The following is a 21,699-nucleotide window of genomic DNA, read 5'->3' as shown; positions in this document are numbered from 1 at the left end:
CACGAAGGTCGCTACTGTGGGGCCCAGAGAGCAGGACCATCACAGGGGAGGCGCGGGTGACCACGGAGAGCACCGAGGAGAAGGCCTGGTCGGAGCCGACCTACCGCCACGCCGAGCGGGCCGACGTGCCCGTGCTGGTCGACCTGGTCAACTCCTGCTACCGGGGGGACGCCTCCGGCAAGGGCTGGACCACCGAGGCCCACCTGCTCGACGGCCAACGGGTCGACCCCGAGGGCATGGCCGAACTGTTGGAGCGCACCAACACCATCGTCCTGGTCGCCGAGGCCGCCGGACGCATCGTGGCCTGCTGTGAGTTGCAGCGCGGGGTCAACGGCGCCTACTTCGGGATGTTCTCGGTGCGCCCCGAGATCCAGGGCGGAGGCCTGGGCCGGCGCGTCCTGGCCGAGGCCGAGCGCACCGCCGCCCAGGAGTGGGGCTGCCGCCTCATGCGGATGAAGGTGCTCAAGCAGCGCCCCGAACTGATCGCCTGGTACGAGCGGCGCGGCTACACCAACACCGGCCGCACCGAGCGCTTCCCCTACGGGGACGAGGTGTTCGGGCTGCCCCGCCGCGACGACCTGTCCTTCGTCGAGCTCACCCGCGAGCTGCCCGCCTGAATCAGGCGTCGTCGCCGGCCTCCAGGTTGGCCGACATCCGCTCCAGGACGTCGACGGCCGCCCGGTACTCCTCGGCGCCGATCCCGCGCGAGATCCGCTCGCGCGCCCGGCCGACCTTGACGAACAGCGCCTCGTGCGCGGTCCGGCCGTCGGGGGTGAGGTCCAGTGCCACCAGACCCTCCACCCAACCGCGCCGGCGCAGCTCGTCCACCGCGGGGGCCGTGCTCGCCTCGTCCTCGTCCAGGAAAGCGGCGAGCCTGCGGTCCAGGTCGGCCAGGGTCCCGGGTTCCTCGTGCAGGGAATGGAGCACCTGCCAGTGGCGTCGCCCCAGCGATTCCGAGGCCAGGGTCCGGTCGAAGTCGTTCTCGATGAGGCGGTCCAGGTGCTTGAGCCAGTAGCCGATGGGCAGGTCGGACATGTTCTCCCCTTGGTCGTTCGCGCGGCGTGGATCCGCCGCCCCTCAGGGCATGTCCTACCCGCCCGCTAGCCTCGGCGTCATGTCCGACACCCCCACCGCTTTGCGGATCATCCGCGGCGGCTGGGGCAAGGGTTTCGTACTGGCCCTCTCCAGGCGGTGGCCCGAACCCGAGCGCGACTACCGCGTCTGGCATCGCGAGCGGGCCCGCAACGACTTCGCCCTGGGCGCCGTACGCCTGGCGAGGGTGCGACCCGACACCTGGGTGGCGAACATGATCGGCCAGCACGGCACCAAGCGCGGCAGCGGCGGACCGCCCGTGCGCTACGAGGCGATCGCCGCCTGCCTGCGCACCCTGGCCGACCACGCCCTCGACCTGGGCGCCACCGTGCACATGCCCCGCATCGGCTGCGGCCTCGCCGGCGGCAGGTGGGAGCGGATCGAACCCCTCGTCCGGGACGGCCTGCTCTCCCGGGGCGTCGCCGTGACCGTCTACGACGTGGACTGAGCCACGTCGGCCAGCCACGCGTCGAAGGTCGTCGGCGCGATGTGCGCCCCCTCGCCGGGCAGCAGCACCTCGCCCGCCATCGACGTGCCGAACACCCCGGACCAGGTGGGTACCAGGCGTACCTGACGGCCCTGGGCCTCATGGGTGCGCCTGGCCATGTCGACCAGGTCCTGGGTGTCGGGCCCGGCGATATCGGCGTGGCGCCCGCGCGGTCCCCCCACCGCGACCCCGGCGAGGATCTCCGCCACGTCCCCGGGCGCGATCGGCCGCACCAGCAGCGGGGCGATGGCGGCGACGCCGTCCCGCTCGCTCCAACCGGCCACCATCGCCGCGAAGTCGTGGAACTGGGTGGACGGCACGATCGTCCACGGTACCGGGCCGCCCTCCACCAGCCGTTCCTGCTCCCGTTTGCCGGCGTAGTGGGCGTTGCCCTCGACCCGGTGGATCCCCACGATCGAGAGCAGGACGTGGTGGCGCACCCCGGCGCGAGCCTCGGCGGCGAGCAGGTTTCCGGTGAGAGCGGCGAAGCGCGCCACCGAACCGTCGCGATCGGCGGCCGGCACGTTGGTGGTGTCGACGACCGCCTCGACCCCTTCGAGTGCGGCGTCGAGCCCTTCCCCGGTGTCGAGGTCCACACCGAGGGAGCGGCTGATCCCGACGACCTCGTGACCGTTCCGCCGTAGTGCGGCGACGGTGAGGGAGCCCGTGTTGCCGGTGGCCCCGGCTACGGCGACGCGCATGGTGCGCTTCCTTTCGTTCGTGGTCGACGGAAGGGACCATATCGTGGACTTAAAAGATCCACAATATCTCCGATAGGCTGTCGGGATGAGGCTTCCCGCGAGCACCGAATGGGTCCTGCACTGCGCCACGACGTTGGCCCAGCTCGACCCCGGGGACACGGCGTCGACGGCGCAACTGTCCCTGTACTACGACCTTCCCGCGCCCTACCTCGCCAAGCAGCTGAAGGCGCTGGTCAAGGCCGGCGTACTGAGCGCGACGACGGGGCCGCGGGGCGGATTCCGGCTCGCGCGCCCCGCCGAGGCGATCGACCTGCTCCAGATCGTCGAGGCGGTCGACGGCGCCTCGTCGCCCTACCGCTGCGCGGAGATCCGCAGGCAAGGGGTGGGGGCGCTCCCGCCCGAGGAATGCGAGGAGGCCTGCGTGCTGGCGCGCAAGATGGCCGAGGCGCACGAGGCGTGGCGCCGCAACCTGGCCGGGACCACGCTCGCCGACGTCGTCGCCACCCTGCCGTCGGCCGCTCCGGCCCGTACCCGTTCCCGCCTGGCCGCGGCACGGTGAGGACGGACCGGAGCGGAGGGGCCGGGCCTCAGACCCGGCACAGGATCGCGCCGCGCGGGACGACGAACACCCCTTCGGGGTCCTCGCTCCAGGCGGCCCACCCGGCCGAGATCCGCTCCAGCTCCTCGCGGGTGGCGTGTCCCTCCGCCAGGGCCTGGCGGGCCAGGTCCGACTCCAGGATGCGACGCGACCACATCCCGCCCCACCAGGCGCGGCGCTCGGGCGAGGAGTGGCTCCACGCCTCGGCGAGATAGGTGACGTCGGTGAAGCCGGCGGCGCGCGCCCAGGCGACCATGCGCCGACCGGCGTCGGGTTCTCCGCCGTTGTGGCGGGCCACCCGTTGGTACAGGTCCATCCAGGCGTCCAGCTCGGGCGCGCGGGGGTACCAGTACATGCCCGCGTAGTCGCTGTCGCAGGCGGCCACCACCCCGCCGGGCGCGGTCACCCTGCGCATCTCGGACAGGGCCCGGACCGGGTCGGCGACGTGCTGCAACACCTGGTGGGCGTGCACGACGTCGAAGGAGGCGTCGGGCAGGTCCAGCTCGTGGACGTCGCCGACCCGGAACTCGACGCCCTCCACCCCCTCCTTCTCGGCGGTGGCACGGGCCAGGTCGACCGCCTCGGCGGAGGAGTCCAGGGCCACGACCCGCCCCGGGGCCACGCGCGCGGCCAGGTCGGCGGTGATGGTGCCCGGGCCGCAGCCGATGTCCAGCAGGGAGCGGCCGGGCGTCATCTCGGCCAGGGCGTAGGCGGCCGAGTTGGCGGCGTTGCGCCACCGGTAGGAGTCGGTGACCGAGGGGTGCTGGCCGTGGGTGTAGCGCGTCATGATCGCCCTTCCGTGGGGGGAGTCCGCCTCATCGCGATGCCTCGATCCTACACCCGGCGTCTCTTTATATGAGATTAAAATATCAACATATGAGACAAGGGGTTCACGTGAGCCTCCCCACCAGGTCGAGCAGGGCGGCCGTGCCCGCCGCGTCCCCCAGGATCACCAACCGTAGACTCCGCCCCCCCGGATCGTGGACCGCCTGCACGTGCAACCGCGCCCGCCCCTCGGGAGGGCCGGCGGCCGCCACGGTCACCAACGTCGTCACCCGATCCGCCAACTCCCGGTCCACCCCCTCCAGCCGCACCACCGTGGAGACCTCCACCGACGGCGGCCCCTCCGGCTCCGCAGGACCCACCGGACCGCCGCCGAACTCCTCCAGGTCCTCGCGGCGGATCCGGTACTGCTTGCCGATGCGCGTCGCCGACAGCCGCCCATCGCGGATGTAGCCGCGCACGGTCTTCACGTGCAGGCCCAACAGGTCGGCCACCTGCTCCACCGAGTAGTACAACTGCTCCACGAACCACCCCTTCGTCACCGGAGATCACCCGATCCCCCTTCTGGCGGGGAAGGATACGGGATGACGGCGCAGCTCCGAAGATCCGTCGAAGAAAACCCCGCCGAACGCGATGAGTCCGCACCGGGCGCCGAGTCGGTACGGGAGACGGAACACCCCGCACCGAAGGGAACGACACCATGACCCGCCTGAACAAGATCACCCCCTGCCTGTGGTTCGACACCCAGGCCGAGGAGGCCGCGAACTTCTACGTCGGCGTCTTCGACGACGCGCGCGTCCTCAACGTCACCCGCTACGGCCCCGGCGCCCACCGGCCCGCCGACATGGTCCTCACCATCGACTTCGAGATCCAGGGCCAGCAGATCACCGCCCTCAACGGCGGCCCGGAGTTCACCTTCTCCGAGGCGTTCTCCCTCCAGGTCACCTGCGACGACCAGGAGGAGTCCGACCGCTACTGGTACGCCCTCCAGGCGGACGGCGGACAGGAGGGCCAGTGCGGGTGGCTCAAGGACCGCTACGGGTTCTCCTGGCAGGTCTTCCCGCACGAGCTCAACGGCCTGCTCACCGACCCCGACCCCGAGCGGGCGCAGCGCGCCATGCAGGCGATGCTCAAGATGCGGCGCATCGACCTGGCCGAGGTCCGCCGCGCCGCCGACCAGGGCTGAGAGGGCCCGTGGCCGGGGGACACCCTCCGGCCACGGCGCTCACACCCGGATCAGGGTCGGACGGGCCATGCCCATGACCTCGCGCCGACCGTCGACCCGGGCGACCCGGTGCCGGTCGGCGCGGGCGCGGATCTCGTCGGCGTCGGGGGAGTCGGGGTTCTCCAGCAGCCAGTCCTCCCAGCCCCGGGCGTGCCGGTCCTCGAAGTCGTCCCACTCCTCCAGGGACGCCTGCGACAGCGCCCGCAGCCGGAACCCGTACGACAGGGCCAGGTCCACCAGGCCGCGCATCGTCCGGTACTGATCGCGCGGGGTGTCGTACATGGCGGCCGGCTCGGCGTCGGTGGGCTCGCGGGTCCAGAAGCACTCCCCGAACAGCAGCCGGCCGCCCGGTTCGAGCAGGTCGGACAGTGCCTCCAAGGCGTTGGTGGTGTGCGCCGCCGGCTCGCCTCCCCAGACATGGGTGGACCCGATGTCGAACACGATGTCGGCACCGGCGCCCGACCAGGCGCCCGCGTCGCCGACCACCGATTCCACCCGTCCGTCCAGCCCCCCGCTCCTCGGCGTTGGCCCGGCCGTGGGCGATCGCCTCCTCGCCCAGGTCGACGCCGAACCCGGTGGCGGTCGGCTCGCCCTCCAGGGCGCGCAACAACGGTTCGGCCCACCCGCACCCCACGTCGACGATCCGTTTCCCGTGCGGGGGACCCAGGGTGCGGATGAGCCGGGCGGCGTGGGCGTCCGAGAGCGGACCGTTGAAATCGCAGTCACGGTGGAGCGGGGGGAGCGCGGGAGTGACCATCAGGGCAGGATCGCGCGTCCCCACCCCGATGTCACCCGGTTCTCCCCACCAGCCGACCGGGGCCCCGGGGTCGGTGGCGGTCACGGCCGGTCCGCCCGCCCGCGTCCGGGGGCGGTCAGCGCGCAGTCACCGCAGTACCCCGACCCGGGCACCCGGTAGTACAGGCAACAGGTGGTACGCCGGAACACCGCCGCCCCTTGCGCGTCGAGGCCGCCGTAGGACCCGGTGCCGACCAGCGGGGGACGCGCTCCCACCAGACGGACCACCTCCTCGGCGGCCGCGCGCACCCCCGGCCGGTCCAGACCCAGCGAACGCGCCGCACCGGCCAGGGCCGAGGCGGTGTTGCCCCGCAACAACCCCGGCGCCACCCGCCCCACTTCGGCCAACCCCGCCGCGACCGGCTCCAGCACCCCTTCCAGAACGGTCGTGACGAGGTGGCCGGCGGCCTCGGCGGGGCCGGTGCCCATGCGCTCGGCCCACCGCTGCCGGGTGCGCAGCGCCACCGGGCCCCGCCGGGCCGGGTCCCAGTGGAACGCCTCCACCCGTAGCGCCGCCCCGTGGCACAGGGCCGCCGCCAACACCGGCGACGACAGCCGGGTGGCCAACCCCTGCTGGAAGATCGACGCCCCCACCCGCCACTCCACCGCCTCGACGGGGACACCGGCGAACCCGGCCAGGGTCGCCCGGACCCGGTCCACCTCCGTCGCCAACGTGCCGGGGCCGGCATCACCCAACGGCCGCCACCCCGGCCCGGGCGGCTCCGTCTCCACGGCGAACAACGTGTTGACCCGGCCGATGTCGGCCAGGACCGGCACCACCTCGATCCGCGCGGAGTCCACCCTCGCCCCTCCTCACCGGTGGCGGTAGTGCCACCACCACTTCGGGTCCACGTGCTGATGACATCGTCCCGTCCACGTCCGCGAACCTAGATTGGGATACGTGACCGGTCACAGCCCACCACTCTCCGAAGAACACGGCACCGACGGACCTCCCGCCGTGCTCGCCGGACTTCCGCGTGTCACCGTAGTGGCCGACGGCCCGCCCTGGCGCGCACGCGCGGTCGAGATCGCCTACCTGATGACCTCGTTCGCGTTGGCGCCGCTCCAGCTGGTGCCCGCGTTCATGATGATCATCGCGGCCTCCTGGGTGGGACTCGTCATCGCCCGCCCCTGGTCGCCCTCACCGGCCGCGGAGAGCCCACTGGACTTCCTCGTCGAGGCGGTCCTGCTCCTGGTGGTGCTGCCCGCCTGCGCGACCCTGCTGGCGCGGGCGACCTGCCGGGTGCAGCGCCACCGGCTGGGCGCGGTCTTCGGGCTCGTGGAGGCCGGGGCACCCGACCCGCTGGCCCCCGAAGGGCGCTGGTCGCGCCTGGCGCGGTTCGTGTTCGGACGCGACGCCTGGTCCATGGTCGTGTACTCCACCGCCGCCGGACTGCACGGGCTGCTGTTCGGCGGTCTCGTGGTGATCATGGTGGTGTGCGGCGGAGCCTTCGCGGTCGGCGCCCTGGTCGGGATCGTGTTCATCCTCGTCCAGGGCCAGCCCGACGACCTGTCCTCGCCGCTGGTCCAGGTGCTGGTCGGACCGCTGATCGCCGTGGTCGGTGTGCGCCTGGCCCCGTACGTCGTGGCCACCGAGGTGCTCGTGCACCGGGTGCTGCTGTTCGACGCCCCCGAGATGCGCATCCGGCGACGCCTCTCCCACGTCCAGGACAGCCGGCTGCGCATGGTGGACGCCGCCGAGGCCGAACGGCGGCGCATCGAACGCGACCTGCACGACGGCGCGCAGCAACGCCTGCTCGCCCTGACCATGACCCTCACCCGGGCCCGCGCCCGGGTGGGCACCGACCCCGACGCCGCGTTGGACCTGATCACCGAGGCCCAGCGCGAGTCACGTGAGGTCATGGACGAGCTGCGCCAGGTGGCGCGGGGACTGCACCCGAGGGTGCTCACCGACCACGGACTGCCCGCCGCCCTGCCGGTGGCCGCGGGGCGCTCACCCGTCCCGGTGCGGGTCGAGGTGGACCTGCCCGAACGCCCTTCGCCGCGCGCCGAGGGCGTCGCCTACTACGTGGTGTGCGAGGCGCTGACCAACGTGACCAAGCACGCCGACGCGGCCAGGGCCACCGTGGCGGTCCACCGCCTCGCCCGACCCGCCCGTCACGGCGGGGACCTGCTGCGCGTCATCGTCACCGACGACGGATCGGGCGGGGCCGACCCCGAATCGGGCACCGGCCTGTACGGCCTGTGGGACCGCGTGGACGCGGTCGACGGCACCCTGACCGTGCACAGCCCGCAGGGCGCGGGCACCGTCCTGACCGCCGACATCCCCTGGGAGGCATGAGCACCGTGTTCTACGGTCACCGAACGGGAACCGCCCCGGAGAAGGAACCCCGGGTCATCATCGCCGAGGACTCGGTGCTGCTGCGCAGCGGCATGACCCGGCTGTTGGAGGACGCCGGGGTGGAGGTCCTGGCCGAGGTCGGTGACGCCGACGCCCTGATGGGGGCGATCCTGGACCACCCCGAGGTGGACCTGTGCCTGGTGGACATCCGCATGCCGCCCACCTTCTCCGAGGAGGGCATCAAGGCGGGGATCCGCATCCGCGAGGAACACCCGGACGTGGCGGTGCTGCTGCTGTCCCAGCACGTGGTGAGCCGCTACGCCGCCGAACTGTTCGGCGGCCGCGACATCACCCGGGTGGGCTACCTGCTCAAGGACCGGGTCGCCGACATCGACGAGTTCCTGACCGTGCTGCGGCGCGTGGCGGGCGGCGGCGCCGCGATCGACCCCGAGGTGGTGTCGCAACTGCTCAGCGGGCACCGGGGCAACGCCCTGGACCGGCTCACGCCCAGGGAGACCGAGGTCCTGGAGGTGATGGCCCAAGGGCTCAACAACGCGGGCATCGCCGTGCGGTTGACCGTCACCGAGCGCGCGGTGGAAAAGCACATCCGGTCCATCTTCACCAAGCTCGACCTGGGTCAGGACGACCACGATCACCGCAGGGTACAGGCGGTCCTGCGCTATCTGCGCGACCACGACCGGCCCTGACCGACGACCGTGAGGGGGCGAAAGTCCCCGAAGAGGAGGAAGAAGTGACATTCAAGGCACGGGGCCTGTACGCCTCGTCGAGCAAGGAACCCGGCAGCGGGTTCCGCACCGGGCCGTGGCTCCTGCTGGGCGGCGCCCTGGTCGTGGTCCTGGTCGTGGTGACCGTGTTCTCCGCCCTGGGCAACGTGGGTCTGAACCGCGGCGAACGCGGTGACTCCTTCGCGGCCCCCGAACGGGTGGTCATCGAGAACGAGACCGGCGGAGAGGTGCGGCTGTCCGGCACCGACGCCCCGGAGGTGCGGGTGGACCGGAGCCTGCGCGGCACCCCGTTCAACGAACCCGACGACGAGATCGAACTCGACGGCGGGGAGCTGACGATCGACGCCGAATGCTCGGGCCTGTGGTTCGTGGGCGACTGCGCGGTCGATTACGACATCGCGGTGCCCGCCGGGGTGTCGGTGGAGGTACAGAACCATCGCGGAATGATCGTCGCCACCGGCATCGACGGCGACGTCCGGGCGGAGACCCTCTCCGGCCGGGTGGAGGTCGAGGGGATCACCGGGTCAGCGGACCTGGAGACCGTCAGCGGGAGCATCGTCGCCACCGGCACGGGCGAGCGGCTGAGCGCCGTCTCCGTCTCCGGGAGGATCGACGTGTCCGGGTTCGACGCCGAAACGGTGGAGGCCGAGTCCGTCAGCGGATCCGTGAGCGTGGGGGACGGGTTCACCACCGCCGAGGTCTCCACGACCTCCGGGGGGATCGACGTGTCCACCGACACCCGGTTCGAGACGCTGGCGGTGGAGTCCACCAGCGGCTCCGTCGACGTCCGGGTACCCGAGGGCGCCTACGACGTCACCGGATCCTCCGTGTCGGGCGGCCGCGACATCGGGGTGGACGCCTCCGCCTCCGGTCCGCGCGTCCAGGTGGACACGATCAGCGGCGGGGTGACCGTCCGGAGCGGTTGAGGTTCATCCGCGGACGAAGCGCAACGCCGTCCAGTCCGAGTCGATCGGCACCTGGTCGGTGGGGCGCCACCCCTCGTCGGTCAGCACGTCCCACCCCTTGTCGGGGCCCAGGTCGGTGATGATGGTGCCGCCGCGCCGGGGATGGCACACCCACACCAGGGTGGTGGGCGGCAGGGTCTTCAGGATCGGGTGGACCTCGCGGTCCACCGTCCCCCGGTCCAGCGCGAACAGGTGCACGGAGGCGTACCCGGCGCCCTCGATGGGCCCCAGGTCGATCTGGAGGTCGGGCGGCGGCTCCAACAGCCGCAGGTACCGCTCGGGGGCGTTGAGGACGAGCAACCGGTCGCCGGGACGGACCCCGAGCCTGTGTGCGAGCGTCTCCGCCATGTCCCCCTCCGATCTGCGGACGGGTCCCTCTCCCGCCCTAGGGGACACCGTACGGGCCCCGCGCCCCGAAACCGAGGACCTGCCCCCGCTCGACCCGGAGATGACCGGTTTTTTAGGATGTTCCCATGACAGATGACAACGGCGCACTGCGCTGGGGCGTGCTCGGCACGGGCGGTATCGCGCACTCCTTCATGGAAGGCCTGCGGGCCACCCCGACGGCACGGGTCACGGCGGTGGGCTCACGCACCCGGGAGCGCTCCCAGGAGTTCGCCACCGCGTGGGGGATCCCTCGCGCGCACGGGTCCTACACGGACCTGGCCGCCGACCCCGAGGTCGACGTGGTGTACGTGGCCAGCCCCCACCCCTGGCACCATCCGCACGCCCTGCTGTGCCTGAACGCGGGCAAGCACGTGCTGGTGGAGAAGCCGATGGCGATGAACGCCTTCCAGGTGTCGGAGATGACGGCGGCCGCCGACGACAACGGCGTGTTCCTCATGGAGGCGATGTGGACGCGCTTCCTGCCCGCCCACCGTCTGGCCCGGGAGCTGATCGCCGACGGCGCGATCGGCGAACTGCGACAGATCTCCGCCGAGTTCGGCGTCAACGCCCCCTACGACCCCGACCACCGGCTGTTCAACGCCGACCTGGGCGGCGGCGCGCTGTTGGACCTGGGCGTGTACCCGCTGATGCTCGCCTCGTGGTACCTGGGGGAGTTGACCCTGGTGGGGGCCACCCGTCGGCTGTCACCGGACCACATGGTGGACACCCACACCACGATGCTGGTGCGCGGTGAACAGGGGGCGACGGCCACCCTGTCGTGCGCTTCACTGACCGCCCTCCCGGATCGGGCGGTGCTGGCCGGGACGGAGGGGCGGGTCGAACTCCCCCTGTTCTGGGCGGCCACCGATCTGGTCCTGCACCGCGAGGGCCGCGAACCGGAGACGTTCCACCGCCCCTTCCGCGCCAACGGTTACGAGTACGAGGCGGAGGAGGTCGCCCGGTGCGTCGCGGCGGGGCTGTCGCAGAGCCCGGACATGCCCTGGGACGAGAGCCTGCGCCTGGCGGCGCTCACGGACAGGGTGCGCGACATGGGCGGGCTGGTCTACAGCGCCCCCACCGTCAAGGCCGTGCCCTTGTGAGCAGAACGGCGGCCTCCCCCGGGGCGGGGGCCGCGATGCGTTCACCGCGCCGTGGCCGCCCGCCCAGGGCGGGCAGGCGCCGCACCCGGGAGCGGGCGGCCCGGGCCAGGGCACAACGCGCCAACGCGGCGGCGTTCAGGTGCGCCACCACCATGAGGGCGTCCTTGGGTCCGATCCGGTGGGCGAAGAGGTCGTCGATGTCGCCGTGCCCGCTGCGCGGTCGCACCCCGTAGACGTCGCCCTCGAACATCCGGTAGGCGTCGCGCACCACCAGGGTGTCGGGGTCCAGGCCGGGGCCGTCGCCGAGCCAGTCGGCGGCCTCGGCGGCGATGCGCCGGACCCGAGCGGGGAGGGGCCGGCGCGTGTTGGGGAAGACCCGCTGGGGTCCGAGGTTGTGCAGCCATCCGGCGTAGACGGCGGGGTGGCGGGTGCGCAGGACCACGTCCACGCCGCGCAGGGGCCGGTGACGGATCTCCCGGGTCAGGAAGTGGGTCATCAGCGCCGAGGTGAGGCCGGTCCGCCGGTGGGCGGGCACCACCCCGGTGGCGTCCAGGTACACGACGGGACGTCCGGCCAGGTGGAGCCGGTGGTAGCCGCCCCAGCCCACGGGGACGTCGTCCTCGTCCAGGACGAGGGCCAGGGTGCTGACGCGGTCGAAGAACCCGCCGTCGATGCGGGTGCGCCAGTAGGAGGAGTGGTCGGCGCCGAAGGCGCGTGCCGCCAGGCCGCGCAGGATCAGGTGCAGACGGTCGCGCCGGTCGGCCGACAGATCGGCCGGGGAGTCCCAGCGGGCGATCCGGTAGCCGGGACACAGGTCTCGGACCGTCGGCGCGGGGTCTGGGGCGGGTGTCTGGCTGTGGATCCGGTCCCGGGTGAGCACGCACAACCCACTTTCGTCACTCTAGGAGATCATGTAAATCCACACAGTAGTGACTTTGGGGTGTGCTCGCTCGGACTTCTCCTCAACGCCCCGAAAAAGTGCCCTCAAGGGAGACCTTCGACGATCGGTGGGTGGGACCTGTGCGCGTGGTCGGTACCGGACCGGCTCATCCCCGCGCCCGGCGGACGCGGGGCGGCGGACCCGGACCGACCGCCCGAACCGCCCCCGCGCCGAACCGATCGACGGGTCCCTCGTCCTCGTGGGTCCCTAGGGCTTCCATGACGAAATCGACCCCGCGACGAAGCGGTACCCCTCCGCCGGGCTGCACCGCCACCGGTCGAAGGTCGCTCTCCCCCGTCCCGTGGACGTCGACCTCACCGGGTATCGGAACGTCCGAGACGCCGGTCGCCGCCGTCGGCGGCACGTTGGAGGCGGGCGGCCAGGGTCCGCATCTCCTCGCGCAGTTCCCCGGGTTCCTCCACGCGCATCTCCACGTCGTACATGGCCAGGTAGCAGGCCATGACCATCAGTGAATCGCTCGCGACCTCGACCACGCAGGAGGAGTCGTCGACGGGCTCCACCCGGGCGTACTCGGCGATGCCGCGCTCGACCGCCTCCCGTGCGCCGATGAACAGGCGCACCCGGGCGCGCTCGGTCCACATGTGGAGGTTCATCCGCTCGGCCATGTAGGCGGCCACCCCCTGCTCGGGCGGGTCGCGCGGGGGCACCCGCGGCCCCGTGGGGGTGAGCGGGCGCATCCGGTCGACCCGGAAGGTCCGCCAGTCGTCGCGCTCGTTGTCCCAGGCCATCAGGTACCAGAGCCGCCCCCGGGAGACCAGCCGATGGGGTTCGGTGACCCGCCGCGAGGTCGTGCCGTCGTGGCGTTCGTAGTCGAAGCGCAGCCGTTCGCCGTCACGGCAGGCACCCGCGACCAGGGCCAGCACGTCGGCCTCCACCGTGGGCCCCCTGCCGGGCATGGGCACGGTGAAGGTGCCCAGGGCGTCCACCCGGCGCCGCAACCGCGAGGGCAGCACCTGGAGGAGCTTGGCCAGGGCGCGCACCGAGGTCTCCTCGATGCCCGACACCCCGCCCTGGGCGGCGGTGCGCAACCCCACCGCGACGGCGACGGCCTCGTCGTCGTCCAGCAGCAGCGGCGGCAGGGCCGCGCCCGCGCCCAGCTGGTAGCCGCCGCCGATGCCCATGGTGGCCTGGATCGGGTATCCGAGTTCGCGCAGCCGGTCCACGTCGCGGCGCACGGTGCGGGCGCTCACCTCCAGGCGGTCGGCGAGTTCGGCGCCGGGCCAGTCCTTGCGCATCTGGAGCAGGGACAGCAGCCGGAGCAGTCGTGAGGACGTGGTGGTCGTCATACGCCGCAGTCTGTCAGGACTCCAGGACAGATGGTGTCCGCCATCGACGGTGGGGGAGCAGCACGGTGGCCCCGGGCCGACACCGTCCGCACGCGACGTGGGCGAGCCGCGGGAGGCGGCCTCGCGCGGTCGTCGGGCGGGTGTTCATCGACACGGCGGCGTGCGCCGTTTCCGCTCCCCACGGTGCGCGACCCGGGCGCGTGTGAACGCGCTCCGGGCCCGCGGCTGCCCCGGCGCTCCGGTGCGGGGTCACGGCTCCGGGGTCACGGCGCGGCCGTCACGGCGACGGCCTCCACCTCCACGAGCTGGTCGTCGTAACCCAGCGCGGCCACGCCGAGCAGGGTGCTCGGGGCGTCGTGTCCGCCCATGTGGGCGCGCACGACCTCCCACGCGGCCACCAGGTCCTCCTGGCGGGGGGAGGCGACGTACACGGTGGTCTTGACGATGTCGGTGAGGTCGGCTCCGGCGTCGGCCAGGGCCGTGCGCAGGTTGCGCATGACCCGTTCGGCCTGCCCGGCGACGTCGCCGACGGCGACGGTGGCGCCCTTCTCGTCGAGGGGGCAGGCGCCGGCGGTCCACACCGCCCGCAGGGGGCCGGTGACGGTGGCCGCGTAGGCGTAGTCGACGTGTTCGGTGAGGGTCCGGCTGCGGACGAGACGTACGGCGGTCATGGGTCTCCCGGGGTTCGCGATCGCTTCCTTCCCCTCCAACGCCCAGGCGCGCGTGACGGTTCGCGGTTCTCCCCACGGCAGAGCGCGTCAATTTCAATTGACACGAAAAGTCCGTCAAGCTAAATTGACACCATGAAAGAGGGAACGCCGGTCGACCCGGCCACCGGCCTGATCGCCGTCGCCGCGCTGCGCAAGCTCGCCGACCACCTGGAGTCCCTGCACGTGCGCACCGCCCGCGAACAGGGTCGCTCCTGGCAGGAGATCGCCGACCACCTGGGCGTCACCCGCCAGGCCGTTCACCAGAAGCACGCCCACCGGGAGTAACCGTGTTCGAACGCTTCAGCCGCACCGCCCGCACCGTCGTCAGCGAGGCCATCACCACCGCCGCCGACCACGGTGACGCCAAGGTCGGCCCCCGCCACCTGCTGATCACCCTGGCCCGCTCGGAGGGGACCGCCGCCCGCATCCTCACCGAGGCCGGGATCACCCCCGACATGCTGGAGGACGCCCCCACCGGCCCAGCCGGACTCACCGACCGCGAACTCCGCGCCCTCCAGGCCGTCGGCATCGACACCGACGCCCTGTTCCGCCGCATGGAGGCCGCCTTCGGCCCCGAGGCCCTGGCCCCGCCCGCCGAACCGGCCGTCCCGCGCAGGCGCGGCCTCCTGGGCAGCCCCTTCGACCCCAAGGCCAGGAAGGCCCTGGAGCTGTCCCTGCGCGAGACCATCGCCGCGGGACACCGCACCATCGACACCGCCCACCTGCTGCTGGCACTGCTGCGCCAAGGCCCGCCCGAACCCGCCGCCACGGTGCTCGCCGAGCACGGCCTCACCTACGACCAGGCCCGCCGCCGCACCGGCGAACTCCTCGACGAAGCCGCCTGACCGGATCCTTCGCGAAAACCCAACGAAGGAACAGTGGAGGACAGAAACCGTCCTCCACTGTTCCTACTGTTCTGATCATGACGAACAGCGCGGCGATCCGCCCCTTCCGCATCGAGATCCCCCAGGAGCAGATCGAGGACCTCCACGCCCGGCTCGACGCCGCCCGATGGCCCGCCCCCCTCCCCGGCGACGACTGGGACACCGGTGTCCCCACCACCTGGCTGCGCGAACTGGCCGAACACTGGCGACACGGTTACGACTGGCGTGAGGCGGAGAAGGAACTCAACGCCCTCCCGCAGTTCACCACCGAGATCGACGGCCAGAACATCCACTTCCTGCACGTGCGCTCACCCGAACCCGGCGCGCTGCCGCTGCTCCTCACCCACGGCTGGCCCGGCTCGGTGGTGGAGTTCCTCGACCTCGTCGGCCCCCTCACCGACCCCCGCTCCCACGGCGGCGACCCCGCCGACGCCTTCCACGTCGTCATCCCCTCCCTGCCCGGCTTCGGGTTCTCCGGACCCGTCTCCGACACCGGCTGGAACGTCAAGCGCGTCGCCCGCGCCTGGGCGGAGCTGATGGACCGGCTCGGCTACGAACGCTTCGGCGTCCAAGGCGGCGACATCGGCGCGTCCGTCTCGCCCGACGTCGCCCGCGCGGCCCCCGACCGGGTGGTGGGCGTACACGTCAACGGGGGTCTGGGCATGCCCCCCGAGGACATCTCCGAGGAGGAACTGGCCTCCCTCACCGACCTCGAACGCGACCGGATCGCCCGCATCGGCGCGTTCATGACCGAGGAGTTCGGCTACATCGCCATCCAGGGCACCCGCCCCCAGACCCTGGGCTACGGGCTGACCGACTCCCCGCTCGCCCAACTGGCCTGGATCATGGACAAGTTCCGCGAGTGGACCCACCCCCGGCCCACCCTCCCCGAGGAGATCATCGACCGGGACCGGCTGCTCACCAACGTCATGCTGTACTGGCTGACCGGCACCGCGTCCTCGGCGGCCTACGTCGGCTACGCCGGTGAGACGGGCTGGGGCGAGGTCGACGAGAACTCGGGCGTGCCCACCGCCGTCCTCGTGTTCGCCCACGACGTGGGCATCCGCCGCTACTGCGAGTCGGAGAACACCATCGTGCGCTGGACCGACGTCGAGGACCGGGGCGGGCACTTCGCCGCCATGGAGGAGCCCGAACTCCTCCTGGCGGACGTGCGCGCCTTCTTCTCCGACCTGCGCTGACGCCCCGCCCGCCGTGCCCCGGCCGGGACACGGCGGGCGCGCCTCACCCCCGCCTTCGGGCGCGCAGCACCGCGTCGTGCATCGTGGCCCGGCGGCCACCGCGCTCGACCTCGCGCCGCCGCGACTCCGCCACCACGACCTCCCACACCCCGGGGTCGAGCCCGGAGGCGATCTCCTTCGCGCTCACGTGCGACTCCGACAGCGACCCGGCGTGACCGTGCGCCTCGGCCGGGTCGTGTCCGACGATGAGCAGCGTGCCGCCCGGCGCCACCGCCGACGCCAACCGGTCGAAGAACGCCCGGTACCCACCGGTGGGATGCACGTAATGACTGCTCACCAGGTCGAACCCGCCCCCACCGGGGATCTCCTCGGTCAGGTCGGCGCGCACCCACGTGATCCGTTCCGCCGCCCCCGGCTCCAGGTCCCCGGCCCGCTCGCGCGCCGCGTCCAAGGCCGCCCGGGAGATGTCCACCGCCGTCACCGTCCACCCCCGCGCGGCCAACCACCGGGCGTCGGCGCCGGTACCGGCTCCCGCGTCCAAGGCGGTGCCCGGGGTCAGGTCGGCGACCTCGGCCACCAGTCGCGGGTTCGGGTGTCCGCCCTTGCCGTGATCGTGCCCCCGGTAGCGGTCCTCCCAGTACTCCCGGTCGAACGTCTCCGCCACCGGATCCCCCTCACAGTCCGTGGCGGCGCTCGCCCGCCACCATCACGTGCGCCTCGGCCTCGGCCTCGGCCGAGAACCCCGCCCCGGCACGCGCCCCGGCGACCGCCCGATCGGCCTCCTCCATGACCAGGTCGCCGTTGATCTGCGCACCCGCCATCGTGCCCGCCGCGGCCGCGGCGCCGACCTGGGCGACCAGATCGGTGACGTTGCCCGCCGCCCACACCCCCGGCACCTCGGTACGGCCGCCGAACTCGGTGTGCACGTGCTCGCCCACACCCATCGGATGCTCCCGCACCACCAGGCCCAACTCGGCCAGGAACCCGGCGCGCGCCACCATGCGGGTGGCGATGGCCACCGCCTCACGTTCCACCACCCGGCCGTCGGCCAGCCGCACCCCGGTGAGGCGGTCCTCGGCCGAGTCCACGGCCACGACCTCGCCCTCGACCACCTCGATGCCGCGCGCGGCCAACCGTTCGCGGTCCTCGGCGCCGATCTCCGGCGCGGTGTGGGCGAAGAACACCACGTCCTCGCTCAACTGGCGCATCAGCAGCGCCTGGTGCACCGACATCGGCCCGGTGGACAGCACGCCGATACGCCGATCGCGCACCTCCCACCCGTGGCAGTAGGGGCAGTGGAGCACGTCCCGTCCCCACCGCTCCCGCAGACCGGCCACGTCGGGGAACTCATCCGCCAGACCGGTGGTCACCAGCAGCCGACGGGCCCGCAGGACGCGCCCGTCGGCCAGCGTCACCGCGAACCCGTCTCCGTCGCGGACGGCACCGGTGACCTCACCGGAGATCACCTCCCCGCCGTAGCCGCGCAACTCCTCACGGCCCAGCTCCAGCAGCGCACCGGGGGCGATGCCCTCCCGGCCCAGCAGCACGTGCACCCCTTCGGCCGGGGCGTTGCGCGGCGCACCCGCGTCCACGACCACCACCGAGCGCCGCGAACGGGCCAGGGCCACCGCCCCGCTCAGCCCGGCCGCTCCGCCGCCGATGACCACCACGTCATGGGTGGCGTTCCATCGATCCGTCACCTCGATCACCTCCGCGACCAGCATGCGGCCCGGGCAACGAAAACCACAAAATTCTTTGCCGCATCGGCAAAAGTGGAGGTGGGGCGTGATCCGCTCACAGCTCCCGGTCGGGGATCAGCACGCTCAGGCAGGTCACGCACGCCTCCAACTTCTCGAACTCGGAGATGTCCACCGGCAGCACCCGCCATCCCTGCCCGGCCAGCTCGTGAACGGTGTCGTGCGCGGCCGCGCTGATGAGCACGTCACGCCCGCCCAACGGCAACACGTGCGCCCCCTCCGCCTCCGCCGGGCGACGGATCGGCGGCAGCGCCGAGGCGTCCACCAGCTCCGCCAGCCCGATGACCGTCCCGTCCGGCAGCGCCGTCACCGCCGACTTCAAATGCAGCGCCCCGCCCAACGGCACCCGCCGCACCTCCCGGCCCAGCGGTTTGAGCAACTGCTCCAACTGGGCGGCCCCCGTCTCGTCGGTGCGCCCGCCCACCCCCACGTACACGGTCGCGCCCACCTGCAACACGTCGCCGCCGTCCAGGACGCCGGGCGCCTCGATCCGCGCCACCCGCAACCCCAGCCGCCGCACCGCGGCCTCCACCCCGTCCACCTCGCCGCGCCGCTCCGGCGCCCCCGACCGGGTGAGCACCGCCAGGTCCTCGAACACCACCACCGGGTCCTCCACGAACACCGCGTCGGGGTGCTCGGGCGCCGGATCCACCTCGTAGACCCTCCACCCGGCCGAGGCCAGCGTCTCCTGGTAGATCGTGTACTGGCGGGACGCCAACACCGGATCGACCTCGACCCGGTCGATGTGGGTGACGATGCCCTGCGCCAGGTCGGGTCCGGGACGCCGCATCAGGGCGACACCGTGCGTGTACGCGTTCAAATCATGTCCTCCAGGGGATGGGTGCGCTCCTCGTCGACCGCACAACCTATCGCCGCTGCATACCCCGGACCGCGGCGTGGCACGCGGGTCCTTCGACTTGTTCCGGGATCCGTCGCACGGCAGGGTGGAGCACATGGACGTGATCGTGGTCGGCGGCGGCATCGTGGGGACCGCCACGGCGTTCCACCTGGCCCGGAAGGGCGTCTCCACCGCCCTGGTGGACTCCTCCCACACCGGTCGGGCCACCGACGCCGGCCAGGGCGTCGTCTTCCCCTGGCCCTTCCCCTGGGAGGACCCGGCCGTCCAGGACTTCAAACGACGCGCCGCCGGTCACCTGCCCGCCCTCATCGAGGAACTGACCGACGACGGCCAGGCCACCGGGTACGAACGGGTCGGCGGCATGTCGGTGGACCTGGAGGGCGACGACGCCGGCTACGAACTCGTACGCGCCCTGGCCGACCTGCCCGGATACGAGGGCATGGGCCGGGTGGAGCGGCTGGCCCCCGGGGAGCCGCGCGAACACCTCCCCCTGCTGCCCGCCTCCTACGGCGGCGTGTACATCGAGGGCATGGCCCGCGTCCACGGCCGGGTGCTGCGCACCGCCCTGTTCAACGCCGCCGAGGAACGCGGCCTGCGCTACCGCAAGGGCGACGCCCACCTGCTGTGGAACGGCCACCGGGTGAACGGGGTGCGCGTGGGCGGCGAGGACCTGGAGGCCCCCGTGGTCGTCGTCGCGGCCGGCGCCTGGTCGGGGCGGCTGCTGTCGGCGGTCGGGGTGAGGGCGCCGGTGTTCCCCGTGCGCGGCCAGATCACCCACTTCGCGCTCCCGGGGACCGACACCCGCGCCTGGCCCGTGGTGCGTTTCGGCGAACACGACCACCACGTCGTCTCCTTCGGCCCCGACCGGGTCGTCACCGCAGGCACCCGCGAACCCGAGGCCGGGTTCGAGTGCCGCGTCACCGCCAAGGGGCTGGCCGACAACCTCGCCACCGCCCTGGACCTGATGCCGGGCCTGGCCCAGGCCACGGTGGTGGAGACCCGCGTCGGTCTTCGCCCCGGCACCCACGACGGCCGCCAACTCCTGGGGCCGATCGAGCGGCTGCCCGGGATCATCGTGGCCACCGGCCTGGGCGGGGACGGCCTGTCCCTGGGCCCCTACCAGGGACTCGTCGCGGCCCGCCTGGCCATGGGACGGGCCACCGAGGAGGACCTCACCGCCTTTCGCCCCGACCGCCCCGGCGGAGGGGCACGACCTGCGGAGAAGGTTGAGTAGGCGTACTCAGGCGCACCCCCACCGGCCCGGACGATCATGGGCACATGAACCTCTTCGCCCCCACCCCCAGGTCCAGCCCCCAGTTCTACCTCCAGTCGATGATCTCCTTCGCCGCCGCCTCCCTGGGCCTGGGCGTGGGCATCGTCTTCCTGCCCGTCGACCTGTGGATCCGCGCGTTCCTGGGCATGGGCCTGCTGTACGTCGTCACCGCCACCTTCACACTCGCCAAGTGCGTGCGCGACCGCCAGGAGGACCAGGCCGCCGCCGAGGCCGCCCAGCAGTACCAGCAGTGGAACGGCGCCGAACAGGTCCCCCAGCAGCGGTGAACCCCGCCCCCCGCCACCGCGTGTGCCAGGGCGGTGGCGGGGCCGCGGATCAGGCGTTGGGCGGAAGAGCGGTTCCGGCGCCCCGGCGGCGCGGACGCAACAGGTCGTGGCGTTCGCGCGGCAGGGTGGGCTCGCCCGCGCCCTGCACCTCGAACCCCGCGTCGGCGATCATCTCCAGGTCGGCCTTGCCGGCCTGCCCCTCACTGGTGAGGTAGTCGCCCAGGAACAACGAGTTGACGATGTGCAGCGCCAACGGTTGCAGCGTGCGCAGGTGGATCTCCCGACCCCCGGCCAGCCGCACCTCCACGTCGGGGAACACGAACCGGGCCGCCGCCAGGATGCGCAGACACCGCTGCGGGGTCAGCTCCCAGGTGCCCTCCAAGGGGGTGCCCTCGAACGGCATGAGGAAGTTGACCGGCACCGAGTCCGGCCCCAGTTCCCGCAGCGCGAACAGGGCGTCGATGAGATCGTCGTCGCTCTCGCGCATCCCCGCGATCAGCCCCGAGCACGGCGACAGACCGGCGTGCTTGGCCTGTTCCACCGTGTCGACCCGGTCGGCGAACTCATGGGTGGTGCAGATGTCGGCGTACCGTTCCTCCGACGTGTTGAGGTTGTGGTTGTAGGCGTCCACACCCGCCTCGCGCAACCGTTCGGCCTGCCCCCGCGACAACAACCCCAGACAGGCGCACACCTCCACCCCCGGGTGCTCCTTCTTGATGCCCTCGATGGTGGGGGCCAGCCGGTCCACGTCGCGGTCGGTGGGGCCGCGCCCGGACGCCACCAGGCACACACGACTGGCACCGGCCCTGACCCCCTGATCGACGACCTCACGGGTCTGATCGGGCTTGAGCCAGGTGTACTTGACGATCTCGGCCTCCGAGCCGAGCCGCTGCGAGCAGTAGAAGCAGTCCTCCGGGCACAGGCCGCTCTTCATGTTGACCAGATAGTTGAGTTTGACGCGGCGGCCGAAGTACCGCAGTCGTACCCGGAAGGCCGCCGCGACCAGATCCATCAGGTCGTCGTCGGATCCGCTCAGGACGGCGCGCAACTCGTCGCGGGTGGGGGTCTCACGGCGCAGGGCCTTGTCGGCCAAAGGCTGGTAGATCGTCACGGAATACGATCCTGAAGGGCCGACCCGGTGCGGCGCATCCACCGGACCCGCCAAAAACACCGCCCGACTCTTGTAAGGGCACGACCGTTTTCGGACGGTATCCGATGATGTACAGGGAGTCGGAGTCCGCGGCGCTCGACGACCCGCCCCCGCCCGTCGACCACGGGCTTCCCCCGAACGTCCCAAACAAC

27 protein-coding genes are annotated in these 21,699 nt (G+C 72.4%); 13 read left to right on the top strand and 14 right to left on the bottom strand.

Annotation, left to right across the window (positions count from 1 at the left end; all coding sequences use genetic code 11):
* Window positions 1–56 precede the first annotated feature (56 nt).
* Window positions 57–617, top strand: a complete 561-nt coding sequence (locus tag PWG71_RS11805) for a GNAT family N-acetyltransferase (protein WP_274809723.1) — start codon at window positions 57–59, stop codon at window positions 615–617.
* 1 nt (window position 618) lies between these two features.
* On the opposite strand, the gene PWG71_RS11800 is transcribed toward PWG71_RS11805, so the two are convergent.
* Window positions 619–1,035, bottom strand: coding sequence for a MarR family winged helix-turn-helix transcriptional regulator (locus tag PWG71_RS11800; protein ID WP_274809722.1), 417 nt, complete (start codon window positions 1,033–1,035; stop codon window positions 619–621).
* Between the two features lie 79 nt (window positions 1,036–1,114).
* Here PWG71_RS11800 and PWG71_RS11795 point away from each other — a divergent pair, with 79 nt between their 5' ends.
* Window positions 1,115–1,540, top strand: coding sequence for an Appr-1-p processing protein (locus PWG71_RS11795; protein WP_274809721.1), 426 nt, complete (start codon window positions 1,115–1,117; stop codon window positions 1,538–1,540).
* Here the strand turns inward: PWG71_RS11795 and PWG71_RS11790 are convergent.
* Window positions 1,525–2,280, bottom strand: a complete 756-nt coding sequence (locus tag PWG71_RS11790; protein ID WP_274809720.1) for an SDR family oxidoreductase — start codon at window positions 2,278–2,280, stop codon at window positions 1,525–1,527. The two genes, PWG71_RS11795 and PWG71_RS11790, sit on opposite strands and share 16 nt — an antisense overlap.
* Window positions 2,281–2,365: 85 nt before the next feature.
* Here PWG71_RS11790 and PWG71_RS11785 point away from each other — a divergent pair, with 85 nt between their 5' ends.
* Window positions 2,366–2,839, top strand: coding sequence for an RrF2 family transcriptional regulator (locus PWG71_RS11785; protein ID WP_274809719.1), 474 nt, complete (start codon window positions 2,366–2,368; stop codon window positions 2,837–2,839).
* A 28-nt stretch (window positions 2,840–2,867) separates the two neighbouring features.
* Here the strand turns inward: PWG71_RS11785 and PWG71_RS11780 are convergent, their stop codons facing one another.
* On the bottom strand, window positions 2,868–3,665 hold the full coding sequence (locus PWG71_RS11780) for a methyltransferase domain-containing protein (RefSeq protein WP_274809718.1): 798 nt from the start codon (window positions 3,663–3,665) through the stop codon (window positions 2,868–2,870).
* Window positions 3,666–3,768: 103 nt separating this feature from the next.
* On the bottom strand, window positions 3,769–4,203 hold the full coding sequence (locus tag PWG71_RS11775; protein WP_342455961.1) for a helix-turn-helix domain-containing protein: 435 nt from the start codon (window positions 4,201–4,203) through the stop codon (window positions 3,769–3,771).
* A gap of 158 nt (window positions 4,204–4,361) precedes the next feature.
* Between PWG71_RS11775 and PWG71_RS11770 the strand changes: the two genes are divergently transcribed.
* Complete coding sequence (locus PWG71_RS11770; RefSeq protein WP_274809717.1) at window positions 4,362–4,847, top strand: VOC family protein; 486 nt, start codon at window positions 4,362–4,364, stop codon at window positions 4,845–4,847.
* A gap of 39 nt (window positions 4,848–4,886) precedes the next feature.
* Here PWG71_RS11770 and PWG71_RS11765 read toward each other — a convergent pair whose 3' ends face one another.
* The gene (locus tag PWG71_RS11765; protein WP_342455960.1) at window positions 4,887–5,381 is read right to left on the bottom strand and encodes a hypothetical protein; all 495 of its coding nucleotides are present in this window, start codon (window positions 5,379–5,381) and stop codon (window positions 4,887–4,889) included.
* A gap of 342 nt (window positions 5,382–5,723) precedes the next feature.
* A complete protein-coding gene (locus PWG71_RS11760) occupies window positions 5,724–6,482 on the bottom strand; it encodes a (2Fe-2S)-binding protein (RefSeq protein ID WP_274809716.1) in 759 nt (252 codons plus the stop codon).
* 100 nt (window positions 6,483–6,582) lie between these two features.
* Between PWG71_RS11760 and PWG71_RS11755 the strand changes: the two genes are divergently transcribed.
* Genes PWG71_RS11755 through PWG71_RS11745 form a run of 3 tightly spaced genes read left to right on the top strand, consistent with a single transcriptional unit; the run spans window position 6,583 to window position 9,655 of the window.
* The gene (locus tag PWG71_RS11755; RefSeq protein WP_446725011.1) at window positions 6,583–7,983 is read left to right on the top strand and encodes a sensor histidine kinase; all 1,401 of its coding nucleotides are present in this window, start codon (window positions 6,583–6,585) and stop codon (window positions 7,981–7,983) included.
* Entirely contained in the window at window positions 7,980–8,690 is a 711-nt protein-coding gene (locus PWG71_RS11750) for a response regulator transcription factor (RefSeq protein WP_274809715.1), read from the top strand. Before PWG71_RS11755 ends, PWG71_RS11750 begins: the two co-directional genes overlap by 4 nt.
* A 44-nt stretch (window positions 8,691–8,734) precedes the next feature.
* Window positions 8,735–9,655, top strand: a complete 921-nt coding sequence (locus PWG71_RS11745) for a DUF4097 family beta strand repeat-containing protein (RefSeq protein ID WP_274809714.1) — start codon at window positions 8,735–8,737, stop codon at window positions 9,653–9,655.
* A 3-nt stretch (window positions 9,656–9,658) separates the two neighbouring features.
* On the opposite strand, the gene PWG71_RS11740 is transcribed toward PWG71_RS11745, so the two are convergent.
* On the bottom strand, window positions 9,659–10,042 hold the full coding sequence (locus PWG71_RS11740; protein WP_274809713.1) for a hypothetical protein: 384 nt from the start codon (window positions 10,040–10,042) through the stop codon (window positions 9,659–9,661).
* A 125-nt stretch (window positions 10,043–10,167) separates the two neighbouring features.
* Between PWG71_RS11740 and PWG71_RS11735 the strand changes: the two genes are divergently transcribed.
* Window positions 10,168–11,181, top strand: coding sequence for a Gfo/Idh/MocA family protein (locus PWG71_RS11735; RefSeq protein WP_274809712.1), 1,014 nt, complete (start codon window positions 10,168–10,170; stop codon window positions 11,179–11,181).
* Here PWG71_RS11735 and PWG71_RS11730 read toward each other — a convergent pair.
* The 3 genes from PWG71_RS11730 to PWG71_RS11720 all read right to left on the bottom strand — a co-directional run bounded on the left by PWG71_RS11730 (window position 11,162) and on the right by PWG71_RS11720 (window position 14,099).
* Window positions 11,162–12,061, bottom strand: a complete 900-nt coding sequence (locus PWG71_RS11730; RefSeq protein ID WP_274809711.1) for a GNAT family N-acetyltransferase — start codon at window positions 12,059–12,061, stop codon at window positions 11,162–11,164. The two genes, PWG71_RS11735 and PWG71_RS11730, sit on opposite strands and share 20 nt — an antisense overlap.
* 374 nt (window positions 12,062–12,435) lie before the next feature.
* The gene (locus PWG71_RS11725; RefSeq protein WP_274809710.1) at window positions 12,436–13,428 is read right to left on the bottom strand and encodes a helix-turn-helix transcriptional regulator; all 993 of its coding nucleotides are present in this window, start codon (window positions 13,426–13,428) and stop codon (window positions 12,436–12,438) included.
* Between the two features lie 263 nt (window positions 13,429–13,691).
* Window positions 13,692–14,099, bottom strand: coding sequence for a RidA family protein (locus tag PWG71_RS11720; RefSeq protein ID WP_274809709.1), 408 nt, complete (start codon window positions 14,097–14,099; stop codon window positions 13,692–13,694).
* A 132-nt stretch (window positions 14,100–14,231) separates the two neighbouring features.
* Here PWG71_RS11720 and PWG71_RS11715 point away from each other — a divergent pair, with 132 nt between their 5' ends.
* The 3 genes from PWG71_RS11715 (at window position 14,232) to PWG71_RS11705 (ending at window position 16,221) form a co-directional block, all read left to right on the top strand.
* Window positions 14,232–14,423: a hypothetical protein gene (locus PWG71_RS11715; RefSeq protein ID WP_274809708.1), complete on the top strand. Its 192-nt coding sequence runs from the start codon at window positions 14,232–14,234 to the stop codon at window positions 14,421–14,423.
* A 2-nt stretch (window positions 14,424–14,425) separates the two neighbouring features.
* The gene (locus PWG71_RS11710; protein WP_274809707.1) at window positions 14,426–14,983 is read left to right on the top strand and encodes a Clp protease N-terminal domain-containing protein; all 558 of its coding nucleotides are present in this window, start codon (window positions 14,426–14,428) and stop codon (window positions 14,981–14,983) included.
* Window positions 14,984–15,060: 77 nt separating this feature from the next.
* Window positions 15,061–16,221 (top strand): epoxide hydrolase family protein, encoded by a 1,161-nt coding sequence (locus tag PWG71_RS11705; protein WP_274809706.1) that lies wholly within the window; start codon window positions 15,061–15,063, stop codon window positions 16,219–16,221.
* Window positions 16,222–16,264: 43 nt separating this feature from the next.
* On the opposite strand, the gene PWG71_RS11700 is transcribed toward PWG71_RS11705, so the two are convergent.
* The 3 genes from PWG71_RS11700 to ddaH form a co-directional block, all read right to left on the bottom strand.
* Window positions 16,265–16,885 carry a class I SAM-dependent methyltransferase gene (locus PWG71_RS11700; protein WP_274809705.1) on the bottom strand — a complete coding sequence of 207 codons (621 nt, stop codon included), beginning with the start codon at window positions 16,883–16,885 and terminating at the stop codon, window positions 16,265–16,267.
* A 10-nt stretch (window positions 16,886–16,895) separates the two neighbouring features.
* Window positions 16,896–17,945, bottom strand: coding sequence for an NAD(P)/FAD-dependent oxidoreductase (locus PWG71_RS11695; protein ID WP_274809704.1), 1,050 nt, complete (start codon window positions 17,943–17,945; stop codon window positions 16,896–16,898).
* 70 nt (window positions 17,946–18,015) lie between these two features.
* Window positions 18,016–18,768, bottom strand: coding sequence for a dimethylargininase (ddaH, locus tag PWG71_RS11690; RefSeq protein WP_446725016.1), 753 nt, complete (start codon window positions 18,766–18,768; stop codon window positions 18,016–18,018).
* Between the two features lie 163 nt (window positions 18,769–18,931).
* On the opposite strand from ddaH, the gene PWG71_RS11685 reads away from it, so the two are divergent.
* Window positions 18,932–20,071 carry an NAD(P)/FAD-dependent oxidoreductase gene (locus PWG71_RS11685; protein ID WP_274809702.1) on the top strand — a complete coding sequence of 380 codons (1,140 nt, stop codon included), beginning with the start codon at window positions 18,932–18,934 and terminating at the stop codon, window positions 20,069–20,071.
* A gap of 44 nt (window positions 20,072–20,115) precedes the next feature.
* Window positions 20,116–20,397 (top strand): YiaA/YiaB family inner membrane protein, encoded by a 282-nt coding sequence (locus tag PWG71_RS11680; RefSeq protein ID WP_274809701.1) that lies wholly within the window; start codon window positions 20,116–20,118, stop codon window positions 20,395–20,397.
* 49 nt (window positions 20,398–20,446) lie between these two features.
* Here PWG71_RS11680 and bioB read toward each other — a convergent pair whose 3' ends face one another.
* Window positions 20,447–21,508, bottom strand: coding sequence for a biotin synthase BioB (gene bioB / locus PWG71_RS11675; protein WP_274809700.1), 1,062 nt, complete (start codon window positions 21,506–21,508; stop codon window positions 20,447–20,449).
* Window positions 21,509–21,699: the final 191 nt, after the last annotated feature.

Source organism: Nocardiopsis sp. N85 (assembly GCF_028882275.1).
GTDB classification, from domain to species: Bacteria; Actinomycetota; Actinomycetes; order Streptosporangiales; family Streptosporangiaceae; genus Nocardiopsis; species Nocardiopsis lambiniae.
The sequence above is the reverse complement of the archived record's forward strand: the minus strand, read 5'-3'. Positions and strand labels throughout refer to the sequence as shown.

Bases quoted from the DNA above. Each gene is read 5' to 3' on its own strand.
- PWG71_RS11720 (WP_274809709.1), bottom strand. From the start codon at position 14,099: ATGACCGCCGTACGTCTCGTCCGCAGCCGGACCCTCACCGAACACGTC.
- PWG71_RS11790 (WP_274809720.1), bottom strand. From the start codon at position 2,280: ATGCGCGTCGCCGTAGCCGGGGCCACCGGCAACACGGGCTCCCTCACC.
- PWG71_RS11685 (WP_274809702.1), top strand. From the start codon at position 18,932: ATGGACGTGATCGTGGTCGGCGGCGGCATCGTGGGGACCGCCACGGCG.
- PWG71_RS11780 (WP_274809718.1), bottom strand. From the start codon at position 3,665: ATGACGCGCTACACCCACGGCCAGCACCCCTCGGTCACCGACTCCTAC.
- PWG71_RS11680 (WP_274809701.1), top strand. From the start codon at position 20,116: ATGAACCTCTTCGCCCCCACCCCCAGGTCCAGCCCCCAGTTCTACCTC.
- PWG71_RS11705 (WP_274809706.1), top strand. From the start codon at position 15,061: ATGACGAACAGCGCGGCGATCCGCCCCTTCCGCATCGAGATCCCCCAG.
- PWG71_RS11795 (WP_274809721.1), top strand. From the start codon at position 1,115: ATGTCCGACACCCCCACCGCTTTGCGGATCATCCGCGGCGGCTGGGGC.
- PWG71_RS11735 (WP_274809712.1), top strand. From the start codon at position 10,168: ATGACAGATGACAACGGCGCACTGCGCTGGGGCGTGCTCGGCACGGGC.
- PWG71_RS11750 (WP_274809715.1), top strand. From the start codon at position 7,980: ATGAGCACCGTGTTCTACGGTCACCGAACGGGAACCGCCCCGGAGAAG.
- PWG71_RS11770 (WP_274809717.1), top strand. From the start codon at position 4,362: ATGACCCGCCTGAACAAGATCACCCCCTGCCTGTGGTTCGACACCCAG.
- PWG71_RS11740 (WP_274809713.1), bottom strand. From the start codon at position 10,042: ATGGCGGAGACGCTCGCACACAGGCTCGGGGTCCGTCCCGGCGACCGG.
- PWG71_RS11785 (WP_274809719.1), top strand. From the start codon at position 2,366: ATGAGGCTTCCCGCGAGCACCGAATGGGTCCTGCACTGCGCCACGACG.
- PWG71_RS11800 (WP_274809722.1), bottom strand. From the start codon at position 1,035: ATGTCCGACCTGCCCATCGGCTACTGGCTCAAGCACCTGGACCGCCTC.
- PWG71_RS11725 (WP_274809710.1), bottom strand. From the start codon at position 13,428: ATGACGACCACCACGTCCTCACGACTGCTCCGGCTGCTGTCCCTGCTC.
- ddaH (WP_446725016.1), bottom strand. From the start codon at position 18,768: ATGCGGCGTCCCGGACCCGACCTGGCGCAGGGCATCGTCACCCACATC.
- PWG71_RS11715 (WP_274809708.1), top strand. From the start codon at position 14,232: ATGAAAGAGGGAACGCCGGTCGACCCGGCCACCGGCCTGATCGCCGTC.
- PWG71_RS11695 (WP_274809704.1), bottom strand. From the start codon at position 17,945: ATGCTGGTCGCGGAGGTGATCGAGGTGACGGATCGATGGAACGCCACC.